Below are 24,120 nucleotides of genomic sequence, written 5' to 3'. Positions count from 1 at the left end.
TTGATTTGTTTGTTCTCCTGACAAATAATCGGACAAGTTCCACCCGAGCCCCGGCTTGAACGATCGCGGTTGCCTCCCGGCGAAGCGGTCACCCACGCACTGTCGCGTGATGTGCTTGCGACTGTGCACCACACCCCCCTCCCGACGCGGCCCCGCCGCCGAGGGTTCGGACATCACAGTGAGGAATGCAATACACATGAAGAAGTCACTGCGGTTCGGCGCCGCCGCCATTGCGGCCGTCGCCACGCTCTCGCTCGCTTCGTGCGGGTTCGGCGGTTCTTCCGGCGACAGCGGCGACGCGGAAGGATCCACCACGCTCGACCTCCTCGTCCCGAGCTACTCCGACGGCACCAAGGCCAACTGGGAGACCGTGATCGACGGGTTCGAGAAGGCCAACCCCGACATCAAGGTCAAGCTCGAGGTGCAGTCGTGGGACAACCTCGAGAAGGTCGTCTCCACCAAGATCCAGGCCGGCGAGGCACCGGACATCTACAACGGCGGGCCTTTCGCGGGTTTCGTCGGCGATGAGCTGCTCTACCCGACGAAGGACGTCGTCTCGGACGACACCTACTCGGACTTCCAGGAGTCGTTCCTCAAGAACGCCGAGGTCGACGGCACCGCGTACGCCCTGCCGCTGATCGCCTCGGCTCGCGCCCTGTTCGTCAACAACGCGCTCCTCTCCCAGGCCGGTGTCGAGGCGCCGACCGACTGGGACTCGCTGCTCGACGCCGCGACCAAGGTCTCCGCGCTCGGGGGCGGAGTCGCCGGATACGGCATGCCGCTCGGATCGGAAGAGGCTCAGGCCGAGGCCGCCGTGTGGCTGTGGGGCGGCGGCGGATCGTTCGGCGACGCGTCGGAGATCACGATCGACACCCCGGAGAACCTGGTCGGAGCCGAGCAGATCAAGAAGATGATCGACGCCGGCGCGACCCAGGCCGACCCCGGCTCCACCCAGCGCTCCCCGCTGATGGACATCTTCATCCAGGGCAAGATCGGCATGCAGGTCGGCCTCCCGCCGACGGTCGGCCAGATCGAGGAGAACAACCCCGACCTGGACTACTCCATCGTCCCGATCCCGACGAAGGACGGCTCGCCGTTCACGCTCGGCGTCATGGACCAGCTGATGGCGTTCCAGAACGACGACGACAAGAAGGAAGCGATCACCAAGTTCTTCGACTACTACTACTCGGCAGACGTGTACGTGCCGTGGGTGCAGGCCGAGGGCTTCCTCCCCGTCACCAAGTCCGGCGCCGAGCAGCTCTCCGGCGAGGAGGCCCTCAAGCCGTTCCTCGACGTGCTGCCCGACGCGCAGTTCTACCCGTCGACGAACCCGAAGTGGTCCGCCGCCGACGGTGCGTTCAAGTCGCTGTTCGGCCAGCTGCAGTCGAAGCCGGCGCAGGACGTGCTGACCGAGATCCAGGCACAGGTCGACGCGGGCTGAGCCCGCTGATCGGAGAGGTTCGGGTACCCGAATGAGCCAGAAGACAGAGTCCTCGAACCTCGCGGGGGCGGCGAGCAGCCGCCCCCGCACTCCGAAGACCTCGGATGCCACGCGCGGCAGGCCGGGCGGAAAGGACCTCCTCCAGGCGCTGCCCTGGATCGCACCGGCGCTGCTTCTCATCTTCGGCGTGGTGCTGTTCCCCGCCGGGGTGATGTTCTTCAACTCCACGCGCGACATCTCCCTGTCCGGCCTCGACAAGGGCTCGGTGGGCTTCGACAACTTCGTGACGGTCTTCACCTTCACCGAGTTCTGGCCGATCTTCTTCCGCACGATCGTGTGGGTGGTCGCGGTGGTGACCCTCACGGTGGTGATCTCGCTCGGTCTGGCGCAGATCCTGAACAAGGCCTTCCCCGGGCGTCAGCTCGTGCGCATGGCCGTGATCGTGCCGTGGGCCGCCTCCGTCGTGATGACGACCATGGTGTTCTACTACAGCCTCGAACCGTACTTCGGCATCTTCAACAAGTTCCTCTACGACATCGGGCTCTCCGACGACGCGGTGGGCTACGGCTGGACGAAGAACCCTGCGACGGCCTTCACCTGGTCGATCGTGATCGCGATCTTCGTGTCGCTTCCCTTCACCACGTACACGATCCTCGCCGGGCTCCAGTCGGTCCCGGCCGATGCGATCGAAGCCGCGAAGATGGACGGCGCCGGCCCCGCGCGCACCTACTGGTCGATCGTGCTGCCCCAACTGCGCAGCGCCCTGGCCGTGGCGATCCTCATCAACATCATCAACGTGTTCAACTCGCTGCCGATCCTGAAGGTGATGACCGGCTCGATCCCGGGTTACGGCGCCGACACGATCATGACCCTGATCTTCAAGTACATCGAGCTGCAGAAGAAGGTCGACGTCGCGAGCGCCCTCTCTGTGGTGGCGTTCCTCATCGTCATCGTGATCGTCGCGGCGTACGTGAAGATCGTCAAGCCCATGAAGGAGGTCTGATCATGACCGTGACCGAGACCGAGCTCGTGACCACCGCGGGAGGCCGCGGCCGCCGCACCACCCCTCCGACCCCCGGACGCAAGCGCCGCTACACCGAAGACCAGGTGACGCTGCCCCGCGTGATCCTGCGCACGGTCGCCGGGTTCCTGGTGCTCGCGATCTTCGTGCTGCCGTACCTGATCATGTTCTTCGGCTCGGTGAAGACCAAGGCTCAGATCCGGTCCGTCGATCCCACCTACCTGCCGACCGAGTGGCACTGGGAGAACTACATCTCGATGTGGTCCACCCCCGAGACGCCCCTGCCGTACAACCTGATCTCGACCATCGTCATCGCCGTGTTCGCGACGCTGCTCGTGCTGCTGGTGTCACTTCCGGCGGCGTACTACACGGCACGCTTCAAGTTCCCCGGCCGCATGGTGTTCCTGTTCCTCGTGATCGTCACACAGATGCTGCAGCCGGCCGTGCTGACCTCCGGCCTGTTCCGCCAGTTCACCGTTCTCGGACTCGGCGACACCTGGATGGCGATGATCTTCATCAACGCGGCGTTCAACCTGTCGTTCGCGGTGTGGATCATGCACTCCTTCTTCGCGGGCATCCCCAAGGAGGTCGACGAGGCCGCGCAGATCGACGGAGCCGGACGCTTCACCGTGCTGTTCAAGATCAACCTGCCGCTGGTCTGGCCGGGCATCGTCACCGCGATCGTCTTCACGTTCGTCGCGTGCTGGAATGAGTTCGCCGCCTCGCTGGTGATCCTGTCGACCGACAAGAACCAGCCGTTGTCGGTCGCCCTGACCAAGTTCGTCGGTCAGTACGAGACCAGCTGGCAGTACGTGTTCGGCGTCTCGATCGTCGCGATCCTGCCGGTGGTCATCCTGTTCATGCTCATCGAGAAGCGCCTCGTCGGCGGACTGACCGCCGGCAGCGTGAAGTGACCGCTGATGCACATCAGATATGACCCCGAAGTGGATGCCGCTTACCTCACGGTCGGGCACGAAGTGCAAGCGGGGAAATCTGTTGCACAAGTACCGGAGATTCGAAACCCTCACGGAGTGGGGGAGATCATCCTTGATTTCGATGCAGATGGGCATCTTCTCGGTGTCGAGATCCTTCAGGCATCGAAACTTCTTCGATCAGACGACCTTGATCGGGCCGAACGCATCTCGAGCGAACCTTCCTGATCACGTCTAGGTAAACCGCACGCGGGTCCACAGCAGGGTCGTCGCCGCCTCATCCCGGAGGTCGCGACGGCCCTGCCCTTTTCGGAACGGGTGCCCTAGCTGCGCGACGTGGATGCGGCGCGCAGCTGCTCCGGGTTCCACCGCACACCCAAGGCCGAGGTCAGGGCGGCCTGCGCCGCCCCGGCCGCGAGCGACGCACGAGGGTCGGCATAGCGCACCGGCACCTGGGCGGTCCCGCGAGCGGGGTACTCGGTCTCGCGGCGAACGCGTTCGAGGAAGCGGGGTCCGAGTTCCGTCGCCGGGCCGCCGATGACCACCTCGATCGGATCGAGCAGCGCGCTGATGAGCTTGACCGCCCTGGCCAGCGCACGTGCGCCCTCGTCGAGCTGCTCTTCGTCGGCCTGCGCGGCGAGCGCACGGATCTCGGACGCGTCCATGGCGTCGGAGAACTCCTCGCCCAGCATCGCACCGAGGGCGGCGGCGGACTCGAGGCATCCGCGCTGACCGCATCGGCACGCACGGGCCGCCTCGCCGAACACGACCTGCACGTGCCCGATCTCCCCCGCACGGTCGCGGGGCCCCGGTGCCAGCTCGCCGTCGAGGGTGACGGCCGCACCGACGCCGCCACCGAGGTGGATGAAGAGCCGGTAGCCGGACGGCGACTCCTCCATGCCGGCTTCGGCGATGGCCTCAGCGTCGACGTCGTTGATCAGCAGCACCGGCGCACCGAGCGCCCGCTCGAACCGCTCCGCGAGGGGCACGTTCTGCCACTTCAGCTGCACGCTCTCGAGCACCACACGTCCGTCGGTGGTGCCCGGCAGCTGCACACCGGCGGCGAGGAGTCGACCGCCGAACTCCGCTGCCACGGTGGCGACGGCATCGTCGAGGGTGCGGTCGCGGTTCTCCACGGAGTAGTTCACGCGCCGGCCGTCCACCTCGGTGCCGTCGAGCGCGACGAGAGCGATGTCGGCATGACGGGGCTGGATCACCAGCACAAGGATCACGTGGTGACCCGCGTCGACGCTCAGGGTGGTCGCCCGCTTGCCGCCGGTGCTCGCCGCCTGCTCCCCCTCGACGATCAGCCGGTTCTCGATGAGCTCGGCCACCAGTGAGGACGCGGTGGCGGCGGTCAGACCGGTCGAGCGCGCGATGCCCGCTCGCGTCTGCGTTCCCGGGTTCCGGAAGACCAGCTGCAGTGCCCGCCGCAGGTTCGCACGCCGAACGGACGCCTGGGTGTCGAGGCCGTCATCCGTGCTCAGCATGTGTTCCCGTTCCGAGGCTCGCTCCTTGCGAGCTGTTGACAGATCGCCGCGCGATCCGTAGCCTCTCCCTAAGTTTATTCATTGAACTTAGTTGGTCAATGAACCTCAAGCTCCGGACGGGCGAGTGCTGCACACACCGTCGCCCGTCCGGCACCTCCTTCTCAGCGGCTCTCGGCCGCTTCGGTGTGGTGACGGATGACCTCCGCGACCACGAAGTTGAACCACTTCTCCGCGAACTCCGGATCCAGGTGCGCCTCCTCGGCGAGTGCACGCAGTCGTGCGACCTGCTGCTCCTCCCGGTTCGGATCCGACGCCGGCATCTCGTGCTCCGCTTTCAGATGCCCGACCTGCTGGGTGGCGCGGAAGCGCTCCGCCAGCATGAAGATGAGTGCGGCGTCGATGTTGTCGATGGTGGCACGAAGACGGAGCAGTTCGGCCTTCGGGTCTTCGGCGGCGGTCATGCCCCCTACTCTAGAGCCGCGTGACAACCTGGTTTCGATCCGGGCCACCGCTATCGTGAGCACATGAGCAACGAAGAGTCGCCGGAAACCGCGCCGCACGACGAGGACGCACCCGCCACCGCTCCCGCCGCACCGGCCCCCGGGCGCCGTCGGCCCTCCGCATCCGACTCCGCTGCCGCGGTGATCGCGTCGGCGGCCGACTCGCCTCGTCCGGTCGTGATCGAGCCGACGACACCGAGCCGCTCGTTCTGGACGCGCATCGATCGTCCGTTCGTGTTCGGGTTCCTGGTGACTCTCGGTGGCCTGGGCGCGATCGTGATCGGTCTCGCGCTGTCGAACCTGTCCACGGTGCTGATCTACATCGCACTGGCGCTGTTCGGTGCACTCGGACTCGACCCTGCCGTGCGTTTCCTGGAGCGCCGCGGTCTCTCCCGCGTCATCTCGGTCGTCATCACGATCCTCGCGCTCATCGTCGTGTTCGCCCTGGTGCTCTGGATGATCGTCCCCGTCGTGATCGATCAGATCGTGAGCTTCGTGCAGTCCGTGCCCGGCATGATCAAGGACTTCACACACAGCGACATCTACGCGACCCTGGAGGCGCAGTTCGGCGATCAGTTCCAGGACCTCGTCGCCCAGGTGCAGTCGTTCCTGACCGACTTCGGCAACCTGGCCACGATCGGCGGCGGCGCCCTCGCCGTCGGTGCCTCGATCGCCACCAGCATCTCCGGCGCCATCATCGTGCTCGTCCTCACGCTGTACTTCCTCGCCTCGCTTCCTTCCATGAAGCAGGGGATGCTGCGTCTCGCTCCAGCCCGCGACCGCGCTCGCGCCGGAGACATCGCCGACCAGATCACCGACTCGGTGGGCGGATATGTGATGGGCATGGTGATCCTGGCGTTCTGCAACGCGACGCTGGCGTTCCTCCTGTACCTGTTCCTCGGACTGCCGTTCCCGCCGCTGATGGCGGCGATCGCCTTCTGCATCACGCTGATCCCTCTGGTCGGCTCCGTGCTGTTCTGGATCCTCGGCACCTGCCTCGCGCTGTTCACCAACCCGATCGCCGCGCTGGTCTTCGCGGCGATCTACCTCGTCTACATGCAGATCGAGGCGTACGTGATCACCCCGCGGGTGATGAACAAGGCGGTGTCTGTCCCCGGTTCGCTGGTCGTGATCGGTGCCCTGGCCGGAGGCACCCTGCTCGGTCTGCTCGGGGCGCTGGTCGCCGTGCCCGTCACCGCGTCGATCCTCATCATCATCAAGCAGGTCCTCGTGCCGAAGCAGGACGCCAGGATCTGACCCCCGCAACGACGAAGCGCCCGGACCCTGTGCGGGTCCGGGCGCTTCTGTCTGTGCGACTCAGCTGAGGTCGTTGTCGGACAGCCACTTCTTGGCGATGTCCTCCGCCGACTTCTGGTCGACCGTGCTCTGCACGTTGAGGGCGACGAGCTCTTCCGCGGTGAGCTTCTTGCTGACCGCGTTGATCACGTCGGAGATCTCGTCGGCGACGTCGCTCGAGGCGATCGGCACGACGTTCGAGGCCAGGATGATGTTCTCCGGGTCTTCGAGCGCGACGATGTCCTCGGTCTGGAACGCCGGGTCGGCCGAGTAGATGTCCGCCACCTGGATCTCACCGGCGAGCAGGGACTCCAGCGTGGTCGGGCCGGTCGCGGAGAAGCCGAGGTCGACGCCGTACACCTCCTTGGCCTTCGCGGGGCCGTAGGGGCGCTGCTCGAACTCCGGTGCGGCGCCGATCGTGACCGGGGTGGTCACCTTGGAGAGGTCGCCGATCGTGGTGAGGCCGTTCTCCTCGGCGAAGCTCTTGAGCACCGTGTAGGTGTCCTGGTCGGAGGCTTCGGCGTAGTCGAGAGCGGTCAGGCCGTCGGGCAGCGCGTCCTTCAGGGCCGCGTACACGTCGTCCGGGCTCGTGGCGGTCGCGTCCTTGTCGAGGTACTCGAGCAGGTTGCCCGTGTACTCCGGGAACAGGTCGATCGCACCGGACTCGACGTCGGGCATGTAGGCGTCGCGCTGGCCGATGCTGAACTGGCGGTCGACGTCGAAGCCCGCGCCCTCGAGCGCCTGGGCGTAGATCTCGGCGATGATCTCGTTCGAGTAGTAGGCCTGCGAGCCGATGACGATGGTGTCGTCGCCGGAGCTCGATCCTTCGCTCGGGGCGTCGAGCGGGTTGCTGTTCGCGCAACCGCCGAGGACGAGCACCGCGGCGAGCGCGGCTCCACCGGCGAGGGCGAGACGTGACTTCCGTGCTGTGAACATGGGGACTTCCTCTTCTCTGGGACAACGGGGGTGAGGCTGTGGAACGTGTTTCGGCTGTGGTGTGTTTCAGGCGGTGGCCGGTGCCGGTGTGCCGGCGGCCGCGCGGGAGCGGCGCTTCGCGGTCGGCGCGCGCAAGCCCGCGGGAACGGCGGCGTGCTGGAGGAGGGCGAAGATCAGGTCGACGACCAGCGCGAGCACGGCCACGAGGATCGCGCCGCCGAGCACCTGGTCGAACTTGCGCAGGGGAATGCCCTGGATGATCGGCCAACCGAGGCCGCCGAGGTTCACGTACGCGGCGATGGTGACCGTGGCGATCACCTGCAGCAGGGCCGCGCGGATGCCACCGACCAGCAGCGGGAGCCCGAGGGGCACCTCGACCTTCCAGAACACCTGCCACTCGGTCATGCCCATCGAGCGCGCGGAGTCGAGCACGCGACGGTCGATGGCCTCGAGCCCGGTGTAGGCCCCGGCGAGGAGGGAGGGGATCGCGAGGAGCACGAACGTGATGATCGCGGCCTCGGGCACCCGCAGCACACCCAGGATCAGCACGAGCAGCACCATCAGGCCGAACGACGGGATGGCGCGCGCCGCACCCGACACGGCGACGGCGATCTCGCGGCCCTTGCCGGTGTGGCCGATGAGCCACCCGAGCGGTATCGCGATGACGCCGGCGATCAGCACCGAGATCAGCGTGTAGTACATGTGCTGGCCGAACAGGACCGGCAGCGAGTAGGTGCCCACCCACCGGTCGGGGGAGAAGAGCCAGGCGAAGGCTTCCGTGAAGACGTTCATGCGGCGGCCCCCAGTGCGGCGGTCTGCTTCGCCGCGGACGGCGTCTTGGCGGCGCGGGTCCAGGGCATGAGGGCGCGGCCCAGGAGCATGAGCAGCAGGTCGATGAGGAGGGCGATCACGACGACGGCGATCACTCCGGCGAAGACCTCGGCGAGGATGCGTCGCTGCAGACCGTTGGTGAAGAGGTAGCCGAGGTTGGTCACTCCGACGAGGATGCCGACCGTGGCAAGGGAGATGGTGCTCACGGCTGCCACGCGGAGACCGGCGAGCACCACGGGACCGGCGAGCGGGAAGTCGACGGTCCAGAATCGACGGAAGCCGCCGTATCCCATCGCGGTGGCCGACTGGCGGATGGCGGGGTCGACCGAGTCGAGGCCGTCGGACACCGCCCGCACGAGGATCGCGACCGCGTAGATCGTGAGGCCGATGATGAGGTTGATCGGGCTGCGAGCGGGATACCCGGCGACGGACGGGAGGAGGATCAGCAGTGCGAGCGACGGGATCGTGTAGAGCAGCCCGGTGAGGACGATCACCGGTCCCTTCACCAGCTGGTAGCGCCAGGCGAGCCACCCGAGCGGCAGCGACAGCACGAAGCCGAGCACGATCGCGATCGCACTCTGCTGCAGGTGGATCGCGGTCAGCTCGAGGATGAGGCCGAGATTGTCGACGATCCAGTTCACGGAGCGCCCTTCGTCGCGCTCTCCTCGCTCAGGAGCGCATCGGTCACAGCATCAGGCACATCGATGATCGACCCCTGCGTGCGGCCTTCGCCGTCGACCACCACGGTGCCGTGCGGCGTCTGCTTGAGATGCAGAGCACGGCGTCCGCGTTCGGCGCCGATGAACGCCGAGACGAAATCGTCTGCCGGGTTCTCGATGATCTCGCTCGGGCTGCCGACCTGCACGATGCGGGCGCCCTTGTCGAGGATGACGACCTGGTCGCCGAGCAGGAACGCCTCGTCGATGTCGTGCGTGACGAACACGACCGTCTTGTCGAGCTCGCGCTGCAGCCGCAGGGTCTCCTGCTGCAGGTCGGCTCGCACGATGGGGTCGACCGCCCCGAAGGGCTCGTCCATGAGCAGGATGTTCGGGTCGGCCGCGAGGCCGCGGGCCACACCCACGCGCTGCTGCTGGCCGCCCGACAGCTGGCTCGGGTACCGCTCGGCGAGTGCCTGGTCGAGGCCGACCGTGTCGAGCAGCTCCCGTGCGCGCTTGTGGGCGGCAGCCTTCTTCACCCCGGTCAACCGCAGCACGGTGGCCACGTTGTCGATCACGGTGAAGTGCGGCATGAGGCCGGAGTTCTGCATCACGTAGCCGATGCGTCGGCGCAGTGCCACCGGATCGCCCTGGAGCACGCTCTCGCCGTCGATCTCGACCTCGCCGGAAGTCGGCTCGACCATGCGGTTGATCATGCGGAGCAGAGTCGTCTTGCCACAGCCGGACGAGCCGACGAACACCGTGGTCTTGCGCGAGGGCAGCACGAGGCTGAAGTCGTCGACGGCGAGGGCGCCGCCGGGGAAGCGCTTGGTGACGTTGCGGAACTCGATCATGGGCTGGTCTCCAGTCGGTCGATCGATGTGCGAGCGGACGAGTCTGTGCTCTTCTGATACTTTCGGGGCTCTTCAGATGCCTACGGGCCGACCTCGACGCGCGGATCGAAGGCGACGAACCCGGAGAAGTCCTTGCCCACCCGATCGAAGGCGGAGGGGTAGGGGTTCGGATACGACCACGCGTAGTCGGTGTGGAGCTCGCCGTCGGTCTGCACCGAGTAGTACTGAGCAGCCCCCTTCCAGGGACAGGTGTAGGGCGTGGGGCTCTCGACGAGCACGCCGGGCGTGATGGACGCCGGTGGGAAGTACCAGTTCCCCTCGATGCGGGCGAGATCGCTCTCGTCAGCTTCGGCGATGACGGTTCCTGCGAGTACAGCCTTCATGGTCCTGCCTCCTCGGATGTGGGTATGAGCGTATAAGACGGGTGCGACATCATGGGTGAGGGTTGCGCCGCGCTCGTCAATATGAGAAACAATCCGGAACCTGTTCGGCATGACCGAGCGAACGGATTGTCCCCTGATCGCGGGAGCAAGCCCTGAACTCCCTCAGGCGGAGTCGCGGCCGTAGCCCTCCAGCAGTCGCAGCCAGATCTCGCTGATCGTGGGATACGACGGCACCGCGTGCCAGAGGCGGGCGATCGGCACCTCGCCGACGATCGCCACGGTCGCCGCGTGCACCAGTTCCGCCACCTCGGGTCCGACGAACGTCGCACCGATCACGACGTCGCGGTCGGTGTCGACCACGAGTCGCGCCTGGCCTTCGAAGCCGTCTTCGTAGAGGCTCGCGCCGGCGACCCAGCCCAGGTCGTAGTCGACGGCCTTCACCGCGATGCCGGCCTTCGTCGCCTGAGCCTCGGTGAGCCCCACCGATCCGACCTCGGGGATCGAGAATGTGACCTGCGGGACGGCGGCCTGGTCGGCGGTCGCGACGTGACGACCCCACGGGGCGTCGTCGACATCTTCGCCCTTGGCGCGGGCGACGATCACATCGCCGGCGGCGCGCGCCTGGTACTTGCCCTGGTGGGTGAGGAGCACGCGACCGTTGACGTCGCCGACCGCGTAGAGCCAGTCGGATCCGGGGACGCGGAGCGTGTCGTCGACGTCGATCCAGCGACCGGGTTCCAGGCCCACGACGTCGAGGCCGATGTCACCGCTTCGGGGCGAGCGACCCGTCGCAGCCAGCACCTCGGTCGCGGTGATCTCCTCGCCACCGTCGAGGGTGATGGTCACGCCGTCCGCGCCGCGGCGCACGGATGTGGTGCCCGTGCCGGTGCGCACGTCGACACCGAGCTCCTTGAGGCCCGCGGCGACACGTTCGCCCGCGAAGGGTTCCATCCCGCCGAGCAGACCGCTGCGGGCGATCACCGTGACCTTCGAGCCGAGTGCGGCATAGGCGGTCGCCATCTCGACGGCCACAACCCCTCCGCCGATCACCGCCAGGCTGTCGGGCAGCTCTTCGGCGCTGGTGGCCTCCCGGCTCGTCCACGGTGTGGCATCGCGGAGTCCATCGATAGGCGGGATGACGGCATCCGATCCGGTGCTGATGGCGACAGCGTGCCGCGCCGTGAGCACGCGCTCCGCGCCATCGGCATCCGTCACCGTCACTTCGCGCTCACCCGTGATGCGGCCGTGGCCCCGAGCGAGGTCGATGCCGGCGGAGTCGAGCCACTTCACCTGGCCGTCGTCCGACCAGTTGCTGGTGAACGAGTCGCGGCGGTCGAACACGGCCCGCACGTCGAGCTTTCCGGTCACCGCCTGCGAAGACCCGCCCACGTGCTGTGCGGCCCGGAGCGCCTGCGCCGAACGCAGCAGCGCCTTCGACGGCATGCATGCCCAGTAAGAGCATTCACCCCCGACGAGCTCGCTCTCCACGATGATCGCGGTGAGCCCGCCCTGCACGGCTCGGTCGGCGACGTTCTCGCCCACCGGACCACCGCCCAACACGATCAGGTCGTACTCGTCGGTCTTCTCCGCAGCATTCATGCGTCGCACCTCTCCGTGAGCCGGTTACGTGGCCCAGTCTCGCTCATGAGCAACGCCGAGTCACGGGTGAGTTGTTCCCTGCGGCGTGGCGCGAGGAGGGGCTGCGGCAGGCCATAGAGTGTGGTTCGTTGTTTCGATCGGCGGCGGACGCCCCGCGCGCAGGTCCGCTTCGCGCGCTATTAGCCGCACGATCTCCGAGGATGCCCACCGATGAGCACTGCGATCACTCCCCCGCCGCCTGGTTGGTATCCGGCACCGGATGGCACCGAGGCCACATGGTGGTGGAATGGCGCCGGCTGGCTGCCACCACGGAGCGAACAGGTCGCTTTGCGGACGATCACCAAGCTCGCCACCGCAACCCAGGTCATGGTCATCGTCTGCGGTGTTCTGGCACTCGTGCTCGTTGGCGTCGAGGCTATGGGTATCACGGCGCTCACCAGCTACCTCGATGGGAACACCTCGGCCGTCGAGACTCTCCACCTGTACGACTGGACCTGGATTGTCGGTAACGCACTGGCGACCCTGTCGATGACCGCCGCCGCCGCGCTGTGGGCTACCTGGCAGTACCGTGTCGCCCTGCAAGTTGCGGGACTCACCCGTCGCGCCGCCGGCTGGCACGCCGGAGACTGGTTCCTCCCCATCCTCGCCCTCTGGCGCCCCTTCCAGGACATCTCTGACCTCTGGCGGGCGATCGGCCGCACCCCCCCACGCTGGCTGATCGTGTGGTGGCTGCTCTGGATCGCCAGCTTCATCTCGTTCAAATGGTCGACCCAGATCGACTCGCGAACCGAAGCACTGGAGCAGATCCGCGCCACGATGTGGTCCAGCATCGTGGGCGAGGCGTTCCTCATCGCCGCCGCCTTGATGGCCTGCATCATCATCCGTGGAATCACGCAGGGCGTCATCCACCGTCCACAGCAGCGGTAACCCGAAACCCTAGTCGCACCGGGGATCAACCCCGTCACCGACGACAACAACAACCGGTCCGCCCAGTCATAGCAATACGACGTCGACGTCGCAGCCTGCCCCCGAGCCGTCCACACGTCCGTCACATCCGTCCAGTTCCCGACATTCCCGCCGCAGCATTCGGACCACACCCACCAGACGAACCCCACCCCTACGACAGCCCGTGCCACGGAATCACCGCCGAGACAAAACGACCCGCCGCGTCATACCCATACGTCGACGAACACGATGCCGACCACATCGAAGACTGCTGCTTCACCACACGACGCGACTTCGGGGGAAGCAAGGCACCCGGCACGGTGTCCATGCTCATGGCTCGGTCAATCCACCGACGCGACCAGGTACGAACATCTCGCTATTTCCTCAACCTGGACCGCTCCAGCCGCTCCTCTACCGATAGATCGTCTGGAGTTTGATTTCGGCTCGCCCATTTTGCGCCATTGTTGATCCATCTGGCACGATACTTCGCCGTTGACTCAAACGTCGAATCCTCATACCCCCATTCAACATTGCAGCACGGACATATGTCGAAACTCGCGAACCGTCCATATTCACCCCACGGGGGCGGATCACCCGGGTCGTAGCCGCACACCCGACAGTACCGAGAATCAACGACCATCGCGCTTCGAGACTCGATTCGACGCGCCTTCCTCGACGTGGGGTCAGAGATGTCATCTACCGAGGCAGCGTCAATCTCCTGCTGCGCGCGCATTTTGGTGGGCGCGAGTTCCACGAGCAGAGGTATCAGCAAGATGACAAAGAACGCCAGTATGCTAACCACTTTCGCGTCAAGTGGATACGAAGGAATGAGCGTCACAACGGCGACGATAGGAAAGATCATCAAAACGCGTTTGAAGTATGTGACCACGAACTCTCGCAGCATCAGCGGGACCTCTTCTTGATCGCGCGCATCGCCTTGGGATTGGTCACGGGCAACTGACTCGAACGCTGCGCCAAGTAGGTCGCAAACGATCGCGATACATCCACGACGCTAAGGCACCTAAGTCGCTCTTCAACTACTTCACCAATCCATTCCGTTCCACAAACGTCGACTATTCATCGGACCATTCGGTCATATCCCCCAAGTCTCGCGCGACGAGCTTGTAGTACCGAGAGTCGGCGTCTTGGCCCTCCTCGTGATATAGAATCGCAAGGTTGAGTGCGCTATGACCATCTTTAGACTCAACCCCCTTTAGATAGGCCTCGACTGCGCCTTCAATATCAGAATTATCGCTGAGGAGATTGCCCAGTTGAAGCGCTGCTCCATAAACCCCGTCGGCGACGAGCGGACGTAGCACGACGGCGGCCTCGTCATCCGCGCCTCGCGCGCGAAGCGCTTTGGCATAGTCCACGCCGAAGTCGGCGAAAACCTCGGCACCCTCGCGAAGCAGTTCTTCGACTTCATCCCCCGTTTCGCCGAGCTCATACAAGGACGCGCCCAGCAGGCCCGCCACCCAAGCGCGATTCCCGTACCGTCGATCACGTGCTCGTCTGAGGAAGCCAATCGCTTCCTCGTGAGCGCCGAAAGAACTGAGAACGTCGCCAAGAAACGCAACGGCCTCTTCAGAGCCAAGCGACTCCGCCTCCCGCAGGGCGACCACAGCCTCCAGCTGACCGACCGAGTGACCCCAAAGCTCGACGCCGAGCAGGTAGACCGCGTCCGCGTCGGTTTCTGCGTCGTGGATGCTCTTCAGCCCCTCGACCGAGAACTCTGATTCTAGAAGCACGGCCGCATGGTCCGACCCAACTTCGTCAACACCTCGTTTAATGGCTGCAGCGACACTCCGATAGTCGGATGCTTCACGAGCGTGCTTGACCTCCTCCGACCAATCCATACGTCCTCCTCAGAATGCTGTAGCAACACGGCCGCCGCCGAAGACAATCATGTTGTTTCGCTTGTTCGGGTTTGGCGGCAAGTTGCCGCGTCCTCCATGCGACTGCGCGTTTTGATGCTTGGGGGGCGCCGGCCCTTGTTTCCGCTCACCATGCCCTGTCCGCTCGCCATTTCGAGACGGTGTCTTCTTACGGTGTGCCATCTGCATGATCCCACCGATGGCCAACGGAACCGCCATCGTCAGCACGACGCTTGCCGTAGTGAGTTGTCGAGCGAAGTAGCCAACCTGCTCCTGCACCCAAGGGTTGCTGACGACGAGGATTCCGGCGATGACGAGCGTTGCCCCGATGAGAAACGCCGGGCTGGCGACCACAGCAACCAGTCCAAGCAGAATCGGGATTGCCTCGCCGCTGAGATCATGCATAGCGATCGGGTCGGCTGGCCAGACGTAGTCATTGTGACTTCCACCTTCGATCGGGTCGACCTGCAGGAACCGCCCGAGAGCGGGGACATACAACCGCACCCCCATCTCCACCACCAGCGCCGAACCCGCCGACTCCGCGGGCTTCAACGCCCCCTGATGCCAGAGGGTGTTCCCCGCGACCTGCCCGGTGCCATCCGACGCGACCGTCCCGATCGCGAACGTGACCGGGTCCACCGGCTGACCGAACGGATCCCACAACAACAACCCGCTTGTCGTCGTGCCGGTGCGCGTCACCAAGCCGTGCCCACCCAACCCGGGGAACGACCACGTCACCTCCCCCGCCTGGTTCGTCCACGACACCCCACCCGGCAGGCCCACACTCCGCGTCAAACCCGCACCAGACCTCTGCCCCCACGCCGCATCACCACCCGCCGCATACAGGTAGCTCGTCGTCACCGCCGGCTCCGCACCCGCCGGATCGATCGTCCGCGATGCCATGCGCCCGGTCGCGTCCCGCACGATCCGCACCGTCGTCCCATCGTCATACGTCGTCCCGATGTGCCGGTTCGCGGCATCGTACGAGAACTGCATGTCACCCAGACGAACCGTGTTCCCCCGCCCGTCGTACACGATCTCCGACGCCGACAGACCATCCGCGACAGTCGTCGCACCCGGGACCGCCCCCGTGACTGTCGAGGACAGTAGCCTGTCCGCCCAGTCGAAACAGGACGTCGTCGTGGTGGTCACGGCCGCCTGACCCGGCGCCGTCCACACATCCGTCGAACCCGTCCGGTTGCCGGACATGCCCGCCGCCGCATTCGGACCACACCCACCCGACGACCCGAACCCATAGGTGAGCTTGTGCCCAGGAATGGTCGCCGACACCAGCCGCCCCGCGGTGTCATACCCGTACGTCGACGAATACGACGTCGAACCCGTCGACGATTGCTGCTTCACCACACGGCCCGACTGCGAACGCACAACGGCGTCCGACACGACCTGACCGCCGACCAGCCACTCCTGGCCGATCACCCGCTCCGCCGCATCACGGCTGACGCTGTTCAACGCCGAACCATCCGGATACGCGATCTGCTTCAACCGCTGCAAAGCGTCATACGTCACCGACGCGAGCTGCTGCCCATCGACCGTGACCGTCTTCACCTTGCCGTCGGCGTCATACGTGTACGCCGTCACCGATGCCGCACCATTGGCTGGGGTCGTCGAGATCTGCGTCACACGCCCGGAAGCGGGATCGTATGTGGGCGTGGTCACCGTGCCCCACACGTCCGTGTAGCTCACGACCCGACCGAGCAGGTCTGAGACGGTCGTGATGGTCGAGCCGTTCGGCGACCCTGCGACCGCTACCCCGCTCGTGACGGTGGTGTATCCACCGTTCGTCACCCGTCTCGACTCCGTTGTCGTGCTCGAGATCGTCGCCACGCCCGAAGGGCCGGCGACCGTCGTGGAGACCACCTTGCCCCGGCCGTCGTACCCGGTGCACGACCACGCTGTGTCGCCGCTGGTCTTCGTCCCCACCGTGCGACCCCACGCGTCATACGCGTACTCCGTGGTGATCGGCGTGCCCGTTGCCGGGGTCGGTCCCGTCGTGGACTTGAGGAGACCGAACTGTTTGGTCCCCGCCGGAAGGCCGCACACCGCCGGGGCGCTGTTGATATCGCCGTAATAGGTGCTGGTGGTCTTGGCCGTCGCAGGTGCGCCTGCTGCCCCACCGTCGGGGAGCGTGCGGGTCAGACGCCTGAGCCACCCGGCCGCACCGGGCTGCTCGAACGTCGTCGACGTCGTCAGCGCGAGGCCGTCGGGGTCGGAGCCTTCACCCCTCCGCGAGCGGCCAGTCCGCGGCGGTGACGCCTACGCCACCGCTCTCGCAGGCTCCCGCACCCGCACACCGTCGGCGAAGGCCCGCGGGTAGGCGCGCCGGAGCGCGACGACGACGAGCGTGGCCGCGGTCACCTTGATCAGATCGCCGGGCAGGAACGCGAGGCTCGACAGCGCCGTGGGTCCGAGGGGCACGCCGGTCACGAGAGCCTGCACGGGGATGCCGAACGCGTAGACGACGAACACACCGCCGACCAGTGCCGCGATCGCGGAGCGCCACCAGGTGAAGCGCCCCGTGCGCATGAGCAGGCCGATCACGACGACGCCGGCGATCCAACCGATGAGGTACCCGGCGCTCGGGCCGACGAACACTCCGAGTCCTCCACGACCGCCCGCCAACACGGGCAGCCCGACGGCGGCGAGCACGAGCACGAGGAGGATGGCGAGAGGCGCGAGGCGCGGACCCAGCACGAGCCCTGCGAGCATGACACCGAGGGTCTGCGCGGTGATGGGCACCCCGGCGGGCAGAGGCACGATCACCGCGCCGAGCACGATGATCAGGGCGGCGAACACCGCGATGCGTCCGAGCGATGCGCTGGCGTCTGTGGCGCGCGACGTTGTCATGAATCCTCCTGAACACCGTTCACTTGAACGGTGTTCATTAGAATAGGGACGCCATCCTCTCCACGCAAACCCGCCCCAGGAGCCATCACGTCCTTCTCCCCGATGCTGCGCCGTGTCGCCGTCGAAGACCCCGCTCGGCCGGCCATCGTCGACCACGATGCCGGCGTGACCTATGGCGAGCTCCACACCGAGTCGCGGCGGATTTCGGCGTCTCTCGAGCGCCTGCTCACAGCCCACTCGGCGCGGGCGGATTCACCCGGTCTTTCGACGCCGCCGCCCGTCGTCGCCATCTGTCTGAGCCGGGCTTTCGACACCGCACGCACCGTCGTCGCGATGGAGGCGGGGTATCGCATCCTCAGCGTCGTGGATGCGCACTGGCCGGTGTCACTGCAGACGCAGCTGATCACATCCACCGGCGCGGTGGCGGTGATCACTGATGTCGCTGCGCTGCGAACCGCGCTGGATGCGAGCGGCTGGCCGGGTCTGATCCTCGGGCTCGCTGACCTCGAGAACTCCGGATCACTCGCCTATGCCGACCCCGATGATCCTGCCGACGATGCCCCATTCCTGCTGCTCACCTCATCCGGTACGACAGGACGACCGAAGCCCTTCCTCAAGACCCGCGCGCAGTACACCGCGAACATCGATGTCTCGCGCACATATCTGGGTGCGAGCAACCGCGTCGCGACCTTCGCACCGGGCCCGATGTCGTACAGCCTGACTCTCTACACACTGTTCGAGGTTCTCGCCTCCGGCGGCGAGCTGCACGTCGCCGACCGTCTCGACGACCTGTGGCTCACCCCCCGCGCGCGGGACGAACGCATCACGCGAGTGGTCACTGTTCCGGCGGCGGCTGCCACCCTCGCCGACGCCGCGAGGCGCAACCCGGGAAGGTACGACGGCATCGAGCTGATCGTCACGGGAGGCGCCGCGCTCTCGGCGTCGGCTCGAGCCAGAGTGTCCGACGCACTCCCCCGCACCCGGACGCTCAGTTACTTCGGCACCGGCGAACTCGGCTTCATCGGCGACGACCGCGCCGGCGACGGACGCATCCGGCTCTACCCGCAGGTGGAAGCCCGGGTGCGCGACGACGACGGCGATGATCTGGCACCCGGCGAGCTCGGCACGCTCTGGGTGCGCTCCCCCTCGTGCTCGACCGGCTACCTGCCGGGAACGACTTCCGCGTCGTTGACGGATGCCGACGGCTGGGCGAGCGTGCACGATCAGGGGCGGCTGCGTGGCCGGGACTTCTCGTTCGCCGGCAGAAGCGGAGATGTCGTCACCACCGGCGGGCATACCGTCGCCCTCGACGAAGTGGAACGTGCATTCGACGGGATGCCGGGCCTCGGCGACATCTGCGTGATCGCCGAGAGTGACGATCACCTCGGCACGCGGATCACCCTGGTCGTCGAAGGCGATGCGCCACCGGCAGCGACATTGCGCACGTGGGCGAGGGACCGACTCCCTCCGGCATCCGTGCCACGCCGCTGGCACCGCCTACCGGAGTTCCCACGAACCTCCGGCGGCAAGATTCGTCGCACCGCGGTCGCCGATCTCGTGGCGTTCGGGCGGAGGCCATCGTGAGCGTCGAGAGGTCTGTCGTCGTCACCGGGATCGGCGCCATCACCCCGAGTGGTCTCACCGCGCCGAGCATGTGGGCGTCAGTCCGCGCCGGACGAAGCGGCATCACGCGGCTTCCGCCTGAGCTCGAAGGTTCCGGGCCGGTGCAGGTCTGCGGAGTCGTCGGCGGGTTCACCGCCCCCGCCGACCTGCCGACACCACTCGTCCGCCACCTCACTCCGATGCAGCAGTGGGCGATCACCGCCGCTGATGAGGCGATGGATGATGCGGGCACAGGTGACCTGCCGTGGAACGCGGATGCCGCGCAGGTGATCATCGCCACGGGATCAGGGCCGGTCGACGCGGTGACGGAGGCAGCCGGCACGTTGCGAGAGGCCGGTCGGCGCCGGGTGCCGCCGAGCCTCGCCGTCTATGGAACCGCGGATGCCGTCGCCGGGATCCTCAGCCGTCGATACGGATTCCTCGGACAGACCCACGCCGTCACAGCGGCATGCGCGAGCGGCGCCATCGCGATCGGCGAAGGCCTACGGCGCATCCGTCACGGATACGCCGATGCGGTGCTGGTCGTCGGGATGGACGACTGCCTCGGTCCGCTGCATCTCGCGGCGCATGCGAACCTGCGCTCGGTCGTCACCGGATTCGGCGATGACCCCTCATCGGCCTCCCGCCCCTTCGACCGTGCGCGGAGCGGTTTCGTCATGGCCCAGGGCGCCGCCGCGGTTCTGCTCGAGGCCGCAGACCTCGCCGACGAACGCGGCGCACGCCCTCTCGCGACGGTCGCCGGGTTCGGTGCGACCAGCGACGCCCACCACGCCACGGCACCGGATCCGGCCGCCGCGGGAGCGACCAGGGCGATCAACGCCTGTCTCGCCGATGCCCGCACGACCGCATCCGCAGTCGATCATGTCAACACCCACGGCACGGGCACGGTGCTCGGCGACGCGGCCGAGCTCATCGCACTCGAGCAGGCGCTGGGAGCGAGGGCACCGTCGGTTCCGCTCACGGCGACGAAGTCCACCACCGGGCATCTGCTCGGCGCAGCAGGCGTCGTCGAGACAGCGATCGCTGCGATGACCCTGCGCGACCAGGTGCTGCCTCCGACGATCAACCTGACCGACCCCGACGCGGAGGGCTGGGACTTCGTGCGCGACCAGGAGCGACGGCATCCGGTCCGCACAGTGCTGTCGACATCGTTCGGCTTCGGGGGTCACAACGCGGCGCTGCTGCTCAGGCTTCCGAGGTGAACTGCGCCCGTGCGGCTCCGTTCGCCTCTCCCCCGCGGCGAGGTCACCGCGGAGACGGCACCAGCACGACCTTCCCTCGCTGCCGGCGCCGTTCGATGGCTTCGTGGGCGGCGGCGGCATCCTCGAGGCGATACTCGTCCACAGGCGGAGCCGTGCGGCCTTCCGCCAGCGCGGCGAGCGCTCTGGACTCGAGAGCACGCAGGTCGGCGATGGACCGCCCGAGCGGGACGGCGACCGTGAGGGAGCGCTGCAGGATGTCGTCGGTGTCGAGCCGGAGCGCCTCTCCACTCGACCATCCGATGATCACGACGCGGGCACCGCTGGCGAGAGTCTCGAGTGCCGTCCGGCCCGTCGCACCTCCGACCCCATCGATCAGAACCGACGGCTGCGCGCCGTCGAGACGTTCGGCCATCTGCTCCGGCCACGTCTCGACCGTCACGTCGAGCGGCAGCAGCCGGCCGTCGGCGAACCTCTCACCGTGCGCGAGCCGCTCCACCACAGGGCGCTTCACCTCGCCGCCGTAGAGGGCGACGACAGTCGCCCCGACCGAAAGCGCCAGCTGGACGAGCTGACTTCCCAGGCCGCCCGATGCACCGGGGATGAGGACGACGTCGTCTGGGCGGATGTTCGCGGATTCCCAGACGAGCTGGGCCGTTCGACCGGTACCGATGGTCGCGACCGCTTGGGAGAAGGATGCTCCGGCGTCGACAGAGTGCAGAGACTGCGCGGACGCGAGCGCGAACTCGGCGTATCCGCCGCTGCGGAAGCCGAGGTGGGCGACCACGCGCGTTCCGAGGAGGGCCGCGTCGACCCCGGGCCCTACGGCGTCGACGAACCCGGCGACCTCGCGCCCCGGCGTCATCGGAAGTGTCGGCTTCGGCATCGACGCCGGTGCGGTGCCTCGACGGATGTCGGTGTCGACGGCATGCACACCCGCCGCGGCGACCCGGATCCGCACCTCGCCCTCGGCGGGAATGGGCACGGCCACCTCCTCGGCTCTCAGCACCCCGGCCTCTCCGAAGTCGCGCTGCACGACCGCGAGCATGGTGCCCCGCTCCGTCGCCTCCGCGCTGCCCGCCTCCGCGCTGCCCGCTTCCCCGCTCACGCTTCTCCCCCTGGCGGTGTCCCGAGCCGTTCAACGGCCGCGCTCACCCGTGGAGCGAGCACCGCCGCCGCGATCGCGATCACCGCAGCCAGGGCGAACACTCCCAGGAACGGGTCCGCGGTGGCCAACGCCGTGAACAGCGTCCCCGTGATGGCGAGCGCCATGGCACTGCCGAACGAATCGGCGACCGTCATCGCGCCGCTGTTGAAGCCTTGATTCTCCGGTGTCGACATCGCGAGCGTCAGCGCGCTGGTACGTGGGCTCATGAGCCCCATCCCCAGACCCGCCACGATCCAGGCGACGGCGAGCAGTGCGGCGTCCGCCCTGATGGCTGTGATCGCGACGGTCAGCACGATGCCGACGAAGACCAGGATCGTGCCGATGCGCACCGCCGTCACGCTCGAGAGGCGAACGCCCATCCGCCCCTGGACCGTCGCCGCGACCGACCACGAGAGCGCACCTCCGGTCAGGGCGAGCCCCGCGAGGGTCGGCGACAGGTCATAGCGACCGGTGAGCAGGTACGGCAGGTAGATCTGCGCGCCGAAGAACGCGGCAGCTGCGAGCCCGCGGACGAGGATGACCGAGGGCAGCCCCCGGTGCGCGCGGAAGGTTCCGCGGGGAACCAGCGGGCGAACCGCGATCAGGGCGACGATCACAGCGACGACCGCCAGTACCGGGCCGACACCGGGGATGTCGCCGACCAGGTTCAGCGTCAGCACCGCGGCCGCCGCCAGAATCGACCAACCGAGGCGGCCGTACGCCCACGGTGTCGTCGCATCGCCGTCGCTCGAGAGACCGCGAAGGGCTGGAATCACCATCAGCAGCGCCACGAGCACCAGGATCACCACACCGAGGAAGACCCAGTGCCAGCTCCAGAGCTCGGTCACGGCTCCCGCGACCGTTGGTCCGATCAGCGAGGGGATGACCCACGCAGCCGCGAATCCGGCGAAGATCGCGGGGTGCAGCTCCTGCGGGTAGACCCGGGCGACGACGACGTACAGTGCCACCATCAGGCCGCCGCTGCCGAGACCCTGCGCGAACCGGCCGGCGACGAGGACCTCCATGCTCGGGGCGAGACCGGCGATGAGCAGCCCCACGATGAACATCGCGACCGCGGTGTACAGCGGGGCGACCGGCCCCCGACGATCGGCCCAGTTTCCCGCGATCACCATGCCGATGACCCCGGTGGCGAGAGGACCGGCGAACGCCAGCGCGTATAGCCGTTCGCCGCCGAGGTCGGCACTCACGGTCGGCATCACCGTCGTGACCGCCAGGGACTCGAACGCCCCCAGGAACACGAGCGCGCACGCGCCGATCGTGATCCACACGTATTGGCTGCTCATGATGCGAGCTGCGGCCGCATCCGGCGTCGCCGCCTGCTCGGTCTCCGAAGTCATGATGACGACAGTAGAACCTCAAGTGAGGTTGAGGTCAAGAACGGATCTCGCGATGCCTCAGCGCACCGGAAGGAAGTGCGTCGGCGTCGGGACCTGCGCTTCGTGGCGGATACCGAGCGGCGCGCCCGTGCGCTCGTCGAGGTCGATCAGAGTGATGGTGTCGGAGCGCTGCCCCGCGACGAGCATCTTGCCCTCGTGGACGAGGTGGTGACGCGGCCAGTCGACGCCCGAATCGGCGAGTGCCACCGACTCCAAGGCCTCGCCTCCGCCGCGCACCCGCAACGCCGCGATCGTGTTGCTTCCACGCAGGGCCGTGTAGAGGAACTGCCCGTCGCGAGTGCGGGCGAGCTCGGCGGGGAAGTCTGTGCCCACTTCGGCGATCGGGCTCGTCAGCGTCACCGACACGACGCTCCAGGTGCCGTCGGCCGCGCGCGCGAGCGTGAACACCTCGCACGAGTACTCGGTGACCACGTGCAGGTACCCGCTGGGGTGCAGCACCATGTGCCGCGGTCCGGTGCCGAGAGGCAGAACCACCTCGTGGTCGAGCACCAGCCCGCTGCCGCTCTGCCGCCAGAACCGCACGAGGTCGAACCCGAGGTCGGTCGTGGCGACGCGTCCGTCGGGGAGGAACACCGCGGCGTGCGCATGCGAGACACGGTCGCCGCCCATGCCGTACGGGTCCACCGCCGCGACGCCGTCTCCGGGAGGGGTGGGAGCGGGAGCATCGGGATCCGCGTCGTCCCCGAACAGGGCCGCGCGGAGTGCCGCCGCCGCATCCGCCTTCGCGGGGACGATGCGCCCTTCCGCGTCCAGCCCGAGTCTCACGACACGACCGTCGCCGTAGCAGCTGGCGATCAGCGCCGAGCCGTCCGGGGCGACCGCCACATGACACACGTACTGGCCGACCGTCGCGGGCGCACCCAGCGGGGCCAGCACACCCTCACCCGCACGGACGAACGCCTGCACCGCGGAGTCACCCTCCAGTGCCGCGTAGACGATGTCGAGGGTCGGATGCTGCGCCAGCCAGGACGGCGACGGAACCTCCACCGCAGTGCCACGGTAGGCGAGGGTGGATGCCTCGCGGCCCTCGTCCCCCGCGAGCAGGCCGATGCCCTCGGCCGAACCGTCCATCGCGGGGCCGTAGCCGCCGAGCCAGAAGCGCGTCATCGG

General features: G+C 67.3%; 23 protein-coding genes. 9 read left to right on the top strand and 14 right to left on the bottom strand.

What is annotated here, in order from left to right; all coding sequences use genetic code 11:
* Window positions 1-196: 196 nt before the first annotated feature.
* The 4 genes from ILP86_RS13025 to ILP86_RS20015 are packed head-to-tail and all read left to right on the top strand — an operon-like array spanning window position 197 to window position 3,622.
* Entirely contained in the window at window positions 197-1,441 is a 1,245-nt protein-coding gene (locus ILP86_RS13025) for an extracellular solute-binding protein (protein ID WP_061015807.1), read from the top strand.
* A gap of 31 nt (window positions 1,442-1,472) precedes the next feature.
* Window positions 1,473-2,444, top strand: a complete 972-nt coding sequence (locus tag ILP86_RS13020; RefSeq protein ID WP_058630853.1) for a carbohydrate ABC transporter permease — start codon at window positions 1,473-1,475, stop codon at window positions 2,442-2,444.
* Window positions 2,445-2,446: 2 nt separating this feature from the next.
* On the top strand, window positions 2,447-3,376 hold the full coding sequence (locus ILP86_RS13015) for a carbohydrate ABC transporter permease (protein WP_171011063.1): 930 nt from the start codon (window positions 2,447-2,449) through the stop codon (window positions 3,374-3,376).
* 6 nt (window positions 3,377-3,382) lie between these two features.
* On the top strand, window positions 3,383-3,622 hold the full coding sequence (locus ILP86_RS20015; protein WP_193762154.1) for a DUF2283 domain-containing protein: 240 nt from the start codon (window positions 3,383-3,385) through the stop codon (window positions 3,620-3,622).
* Between the two features lie 95 nt (window positions 3,623-3,717).
* Here the strand turns inward: ILP86_RS20015 and ILP86_RS13005 are convergent, their stop codons facing one another.
* Both ILP86_RS13005 and ILP86_RS13000 read right to left on the bottom strand, forming a co-directional pair.
* Complete coding sequence (locus tag ILP86_RS13005; protein WP_193762153.1) at window positions 3,718-4,884, bottom strand: ROK family protein; 1,167 nt, start codon at window positions 4,882-4,884, stop codon at window positions 3,718-3,720.
* 161 nt (window positions 4,885-5,045) lie between these two features.
* Window positions 5,046-5,345, bottom strand: a complete 300-nt coding sequence (locus tag ILP86_RS13000) for a chorismate mutase (RefSeq protein WP_021200128.1) — start codon at window positions 5,343-5,345, stop codon at window positions 5,046-5,048.
* 63 nt (window positions 5,346-5,408) lie between these two features.
* On the opposite strand from ILP86_RS13000, the gene ILP86_RS12995 reads away from it, so the two are divergent.
* Window positions 5,409-6,641 (top strand): AI-2E family transporter, encoded by a 1,233-nt coding sequence (locus ILP86_RS12995; protein ID WP_193762152.1) that lies wholly within the window; start codon window positions 5,409-5,411, stop codon window positions 6,639-6,641.
* A 60-nt stretch (window positions 6,642-6,701) separates the two neighbouring features.
* Here the strand turns inward: ILP86_RS12995 and ILP86_RS12990 are convergent, their stop codons facing one another.
* The 6 genes from ILP86_RS12990 to ILP86_RS12965 all read right to left on the bottom strand — a co-directional run bounded on the left by ILP86_RS12990 (window position 6,702) and on the right by ILP86_RS12965 (window position 11,939).
* A complete protein-coding gene (locus ILP86_RS12990; protein WP_113681708.1) occupies window positions 6,702-7,616 on the bottom strand; it encodes an ABC transporter substrate-binding protein in 915 nt (304 codons plus the stop codon).
* A gap of 66 nt (window positions 7,617-7,682) precedes the next feature.
* The gene (locus ILP86_RS12985; protein ID WP_193762151.1) at window positions 7,683-8,408 is read right to left on the bottom strand and encodes an ABC transporter permease; all 726 of its coding nucleotides are present in this window, start codon (window positions 8,406-8,408) and stop codon (window positions 7,683-7,685) included.
* On the bottom strand, window positions 8,405-9,088 hold the full coding sequence (locus tag ILP86_RS12980; RefSeq protein WP_061015815.1) for an ABC transporter permease: 684 nt from the start codon (window positions 9,086-9,088) through the stop codon (window positions 8,405-8,407). Before ILP86_RS12980 ends, ILP86_RS12985 begins: the two co-directional genes overlap by 4 nt.
* Complete coding sequence (locus tag ILP86_RS12975) at window positions 9,085-9,957, bottom strand: ABC transporter ATP-binding protein (RefSeq protein WP_193762150.1); 873 nt, start codon at window positions 9,955-9,957, stop codon at window positions 9,085-9,087. The genes ILP86_RS12980 and ILP86_RS12975 overlap by 4 nt, the downstream gene beginning before the upstream one ends.
* Window positions 9,958-10,037: 80 nt before the next feature.
* Window positions 10,038-10,340, bottom strand: a complete 303-nt coding sequence (locus ILP86_RS12970; protein WP_061015819.1) for a DUF427 domain-containing protein — start codon at window positions 10,338-10,340, stop codon at window positions 10,038-10,040.
* Between the two features lie 162 nt (window positions 10,341-10,502).
* Window positions 10,503-11,939: an NAD(P)/FAD-dependent oxidoreductase gene (locus tag ILP86_RS12965; protein ID WP_193762149.1), complete on the bottom strand. Its 1,437-nt coding sequence runs from the start codon at window positions 11,937-11,939 to the stop codon at window positions 10,503-10,505.
* A gap of 210 nt (window positions 11,940-12,149) precedes the next feature.
* On the opposite strand from ILP86_RS12965, the gene ILP86_RS12960 reads away from it, so the two are divergent.
* Window positions 12,150-12,866: a DUF4328 domain-containing protein gene (locus ILP86_RS12960; RefSeq protein WP_193762148.1), complete on the top strand. Its 717-nt coding sequence runs from the start codon at window positions 12,150-12,152 to the stop codon at window positions 12,864-12,866.
* 1,091 nt (window positions 12,867-13,957) lie between these two features.
* Here ILP86_RS12960 and ILP86_RS12955 read toward each other — a convergent pair.
* The gene (locus ILP86_RS12955; protein WP_193762147.1) at window positions 13,958-14,740 is read right to left on the bottom strand and encodes a hypothetical protein; all 783 of its coding nucleotides are present in this window, start codon (window positions 14,738-14,740) and stop codon (window positions 13,958-13,960) included.
* Between the two features lie 9 nt (window positions 14,741-14,749).
* On the bottom strand, window positions 14,750-16,462 hold the full coding sequence (locus tag ILP86_RS12950) for an RHS repeat-associated core domain-containing protein (RefSeq protein WP_193762146.1): 1,713 nt from the start codon (window positions 16,460-16,462) through the stop codon (window positions 14,750-14,752).
* Window positions 16,463-16,493: 31 nt separating this feature from the next.
* Between ILP86_RS12950 and ILP86_RS12945 the strand changes: the two genes are divergently transcribed.
* Entirely contained in the window at window positions 16,494-16,847 is a 354-nt protein-coding gene (locus ILP86_RS12945) for a hypothetical protein (RefSeq protein ID WP_193762145.1), read from the top strand.
* 185 nt (window positions 16,848-17,032) lie between these two features.
* On the opposite strand, the gene ILP86_RS12940 is transcribed toward ILP86_RS12945, so the two are convergent.
* The gene (locus tag ILP86_RS12940) at window positions 17,033-17,623 is read right to left on the bottom strand and encodes a biotin transporter BioY (protein ID WP_058630866.1); all 591 of its coding nucleotides are present in this window, start codon (window positions 17,621-17,623) and stop codon (window positions 17,033-17,035) included.
* 102 nt (window positions 17,624-17,725) lie between these two features.
* Here ILP86_RS12940 and ILP86_RS12935 point away from each other — a divergent pair, with 102 nt between their 5' ends.
* Window positions 17,726-19,207 (top strand): class I adenylate-forming enzyme family protein, encoded by a 1,482-nt coding sequence (locus tag ILP86_RS12935; protein WP_193762144.1) that lies wholly within the window; start codon window positions 17,726-17,728, stop codon window positions 19,205-19,207.
* Window positions 19,204-20,448, top strand: a complete 1,245-nt coding sequence (locus tag ILP86_RS12930; RefSeq protein ID WP_179516411.1) for a beta-ketoacyl synthase — start codon at window positions 19,204-19,206, stop codon at window positions 20,446-20,448. The genes ILP86_RS12935 and ILP86_RS12930 overlap by 4 nt, the downstream gene beginning before the upstream one ends.
* A gap of 43 nt (window positions 20,449-20,491) precedes the next feature.
* On the opposite strand, the gene ILP86_RS12925 is transcribed toward ILP86_RS12930, so the two are convergent.
* Genes ILP86_RS12925 through ILP86_RS12915 form a run of 3 tightly spaced genes read right to left on the bottom strand, consistent with a single transcriptional unit; the run spans window position 20,492 to window position 24,117 of the window.
* Window positions 20,492-21,553 (bottom strand): alcohol dehydrogenase catalytic domain-containing protein, encoded by a 1,062-nt coding sequence (locus tag ILP86_RS12925; protein ID WP_308431936.1) that lies wholly within the window; start codon window positions 21,551-21,553, stop codon window positions 20,492-20,494.
* Window positions 21,550-22,950 (bottom strand): MFS transporter, encoded by a 1,401-nt coding sequence (locus tag ILP86_RS12920; RefSeq protein ID WP_374706394.1) that lies wholly within the window; start codon window positions 22,948-22,950, stop codon window positions 21,550-21,552. Before ILP86_RS12920 ends, ILP86_RS12925 begins: the two co-directional genes overlap by 4 nt.
* A gap of 57 nt (window positions 22,951-23,007) precedes the next feature.
* Entirely contained in the window at window positions 23,008-24,117 is a 1,110-nt protein-coding gene (locus ILP86_RS12915) for a beta-propeller fold lactonase family protein (RefSeq protein WP_193762143.1), read from the bottom strand.
* Between the last annotated feature and the right edge of the window lie 3 nt (window positions 24,118-24,120).

The organism is Microbacterium sp. R1 (genome assembly GCF_015159725.1).
GTDB lineage: Bacteria > Actinomycetota > Actinomycetes > Actinomycetales > Microbacteriaceae > Microbacterium > Microbacterium oxydans.
Note: the sequence above shows the minus strand (reverse complement) of the source record. Positions and strands in the feature narration are given on the sequence as shown.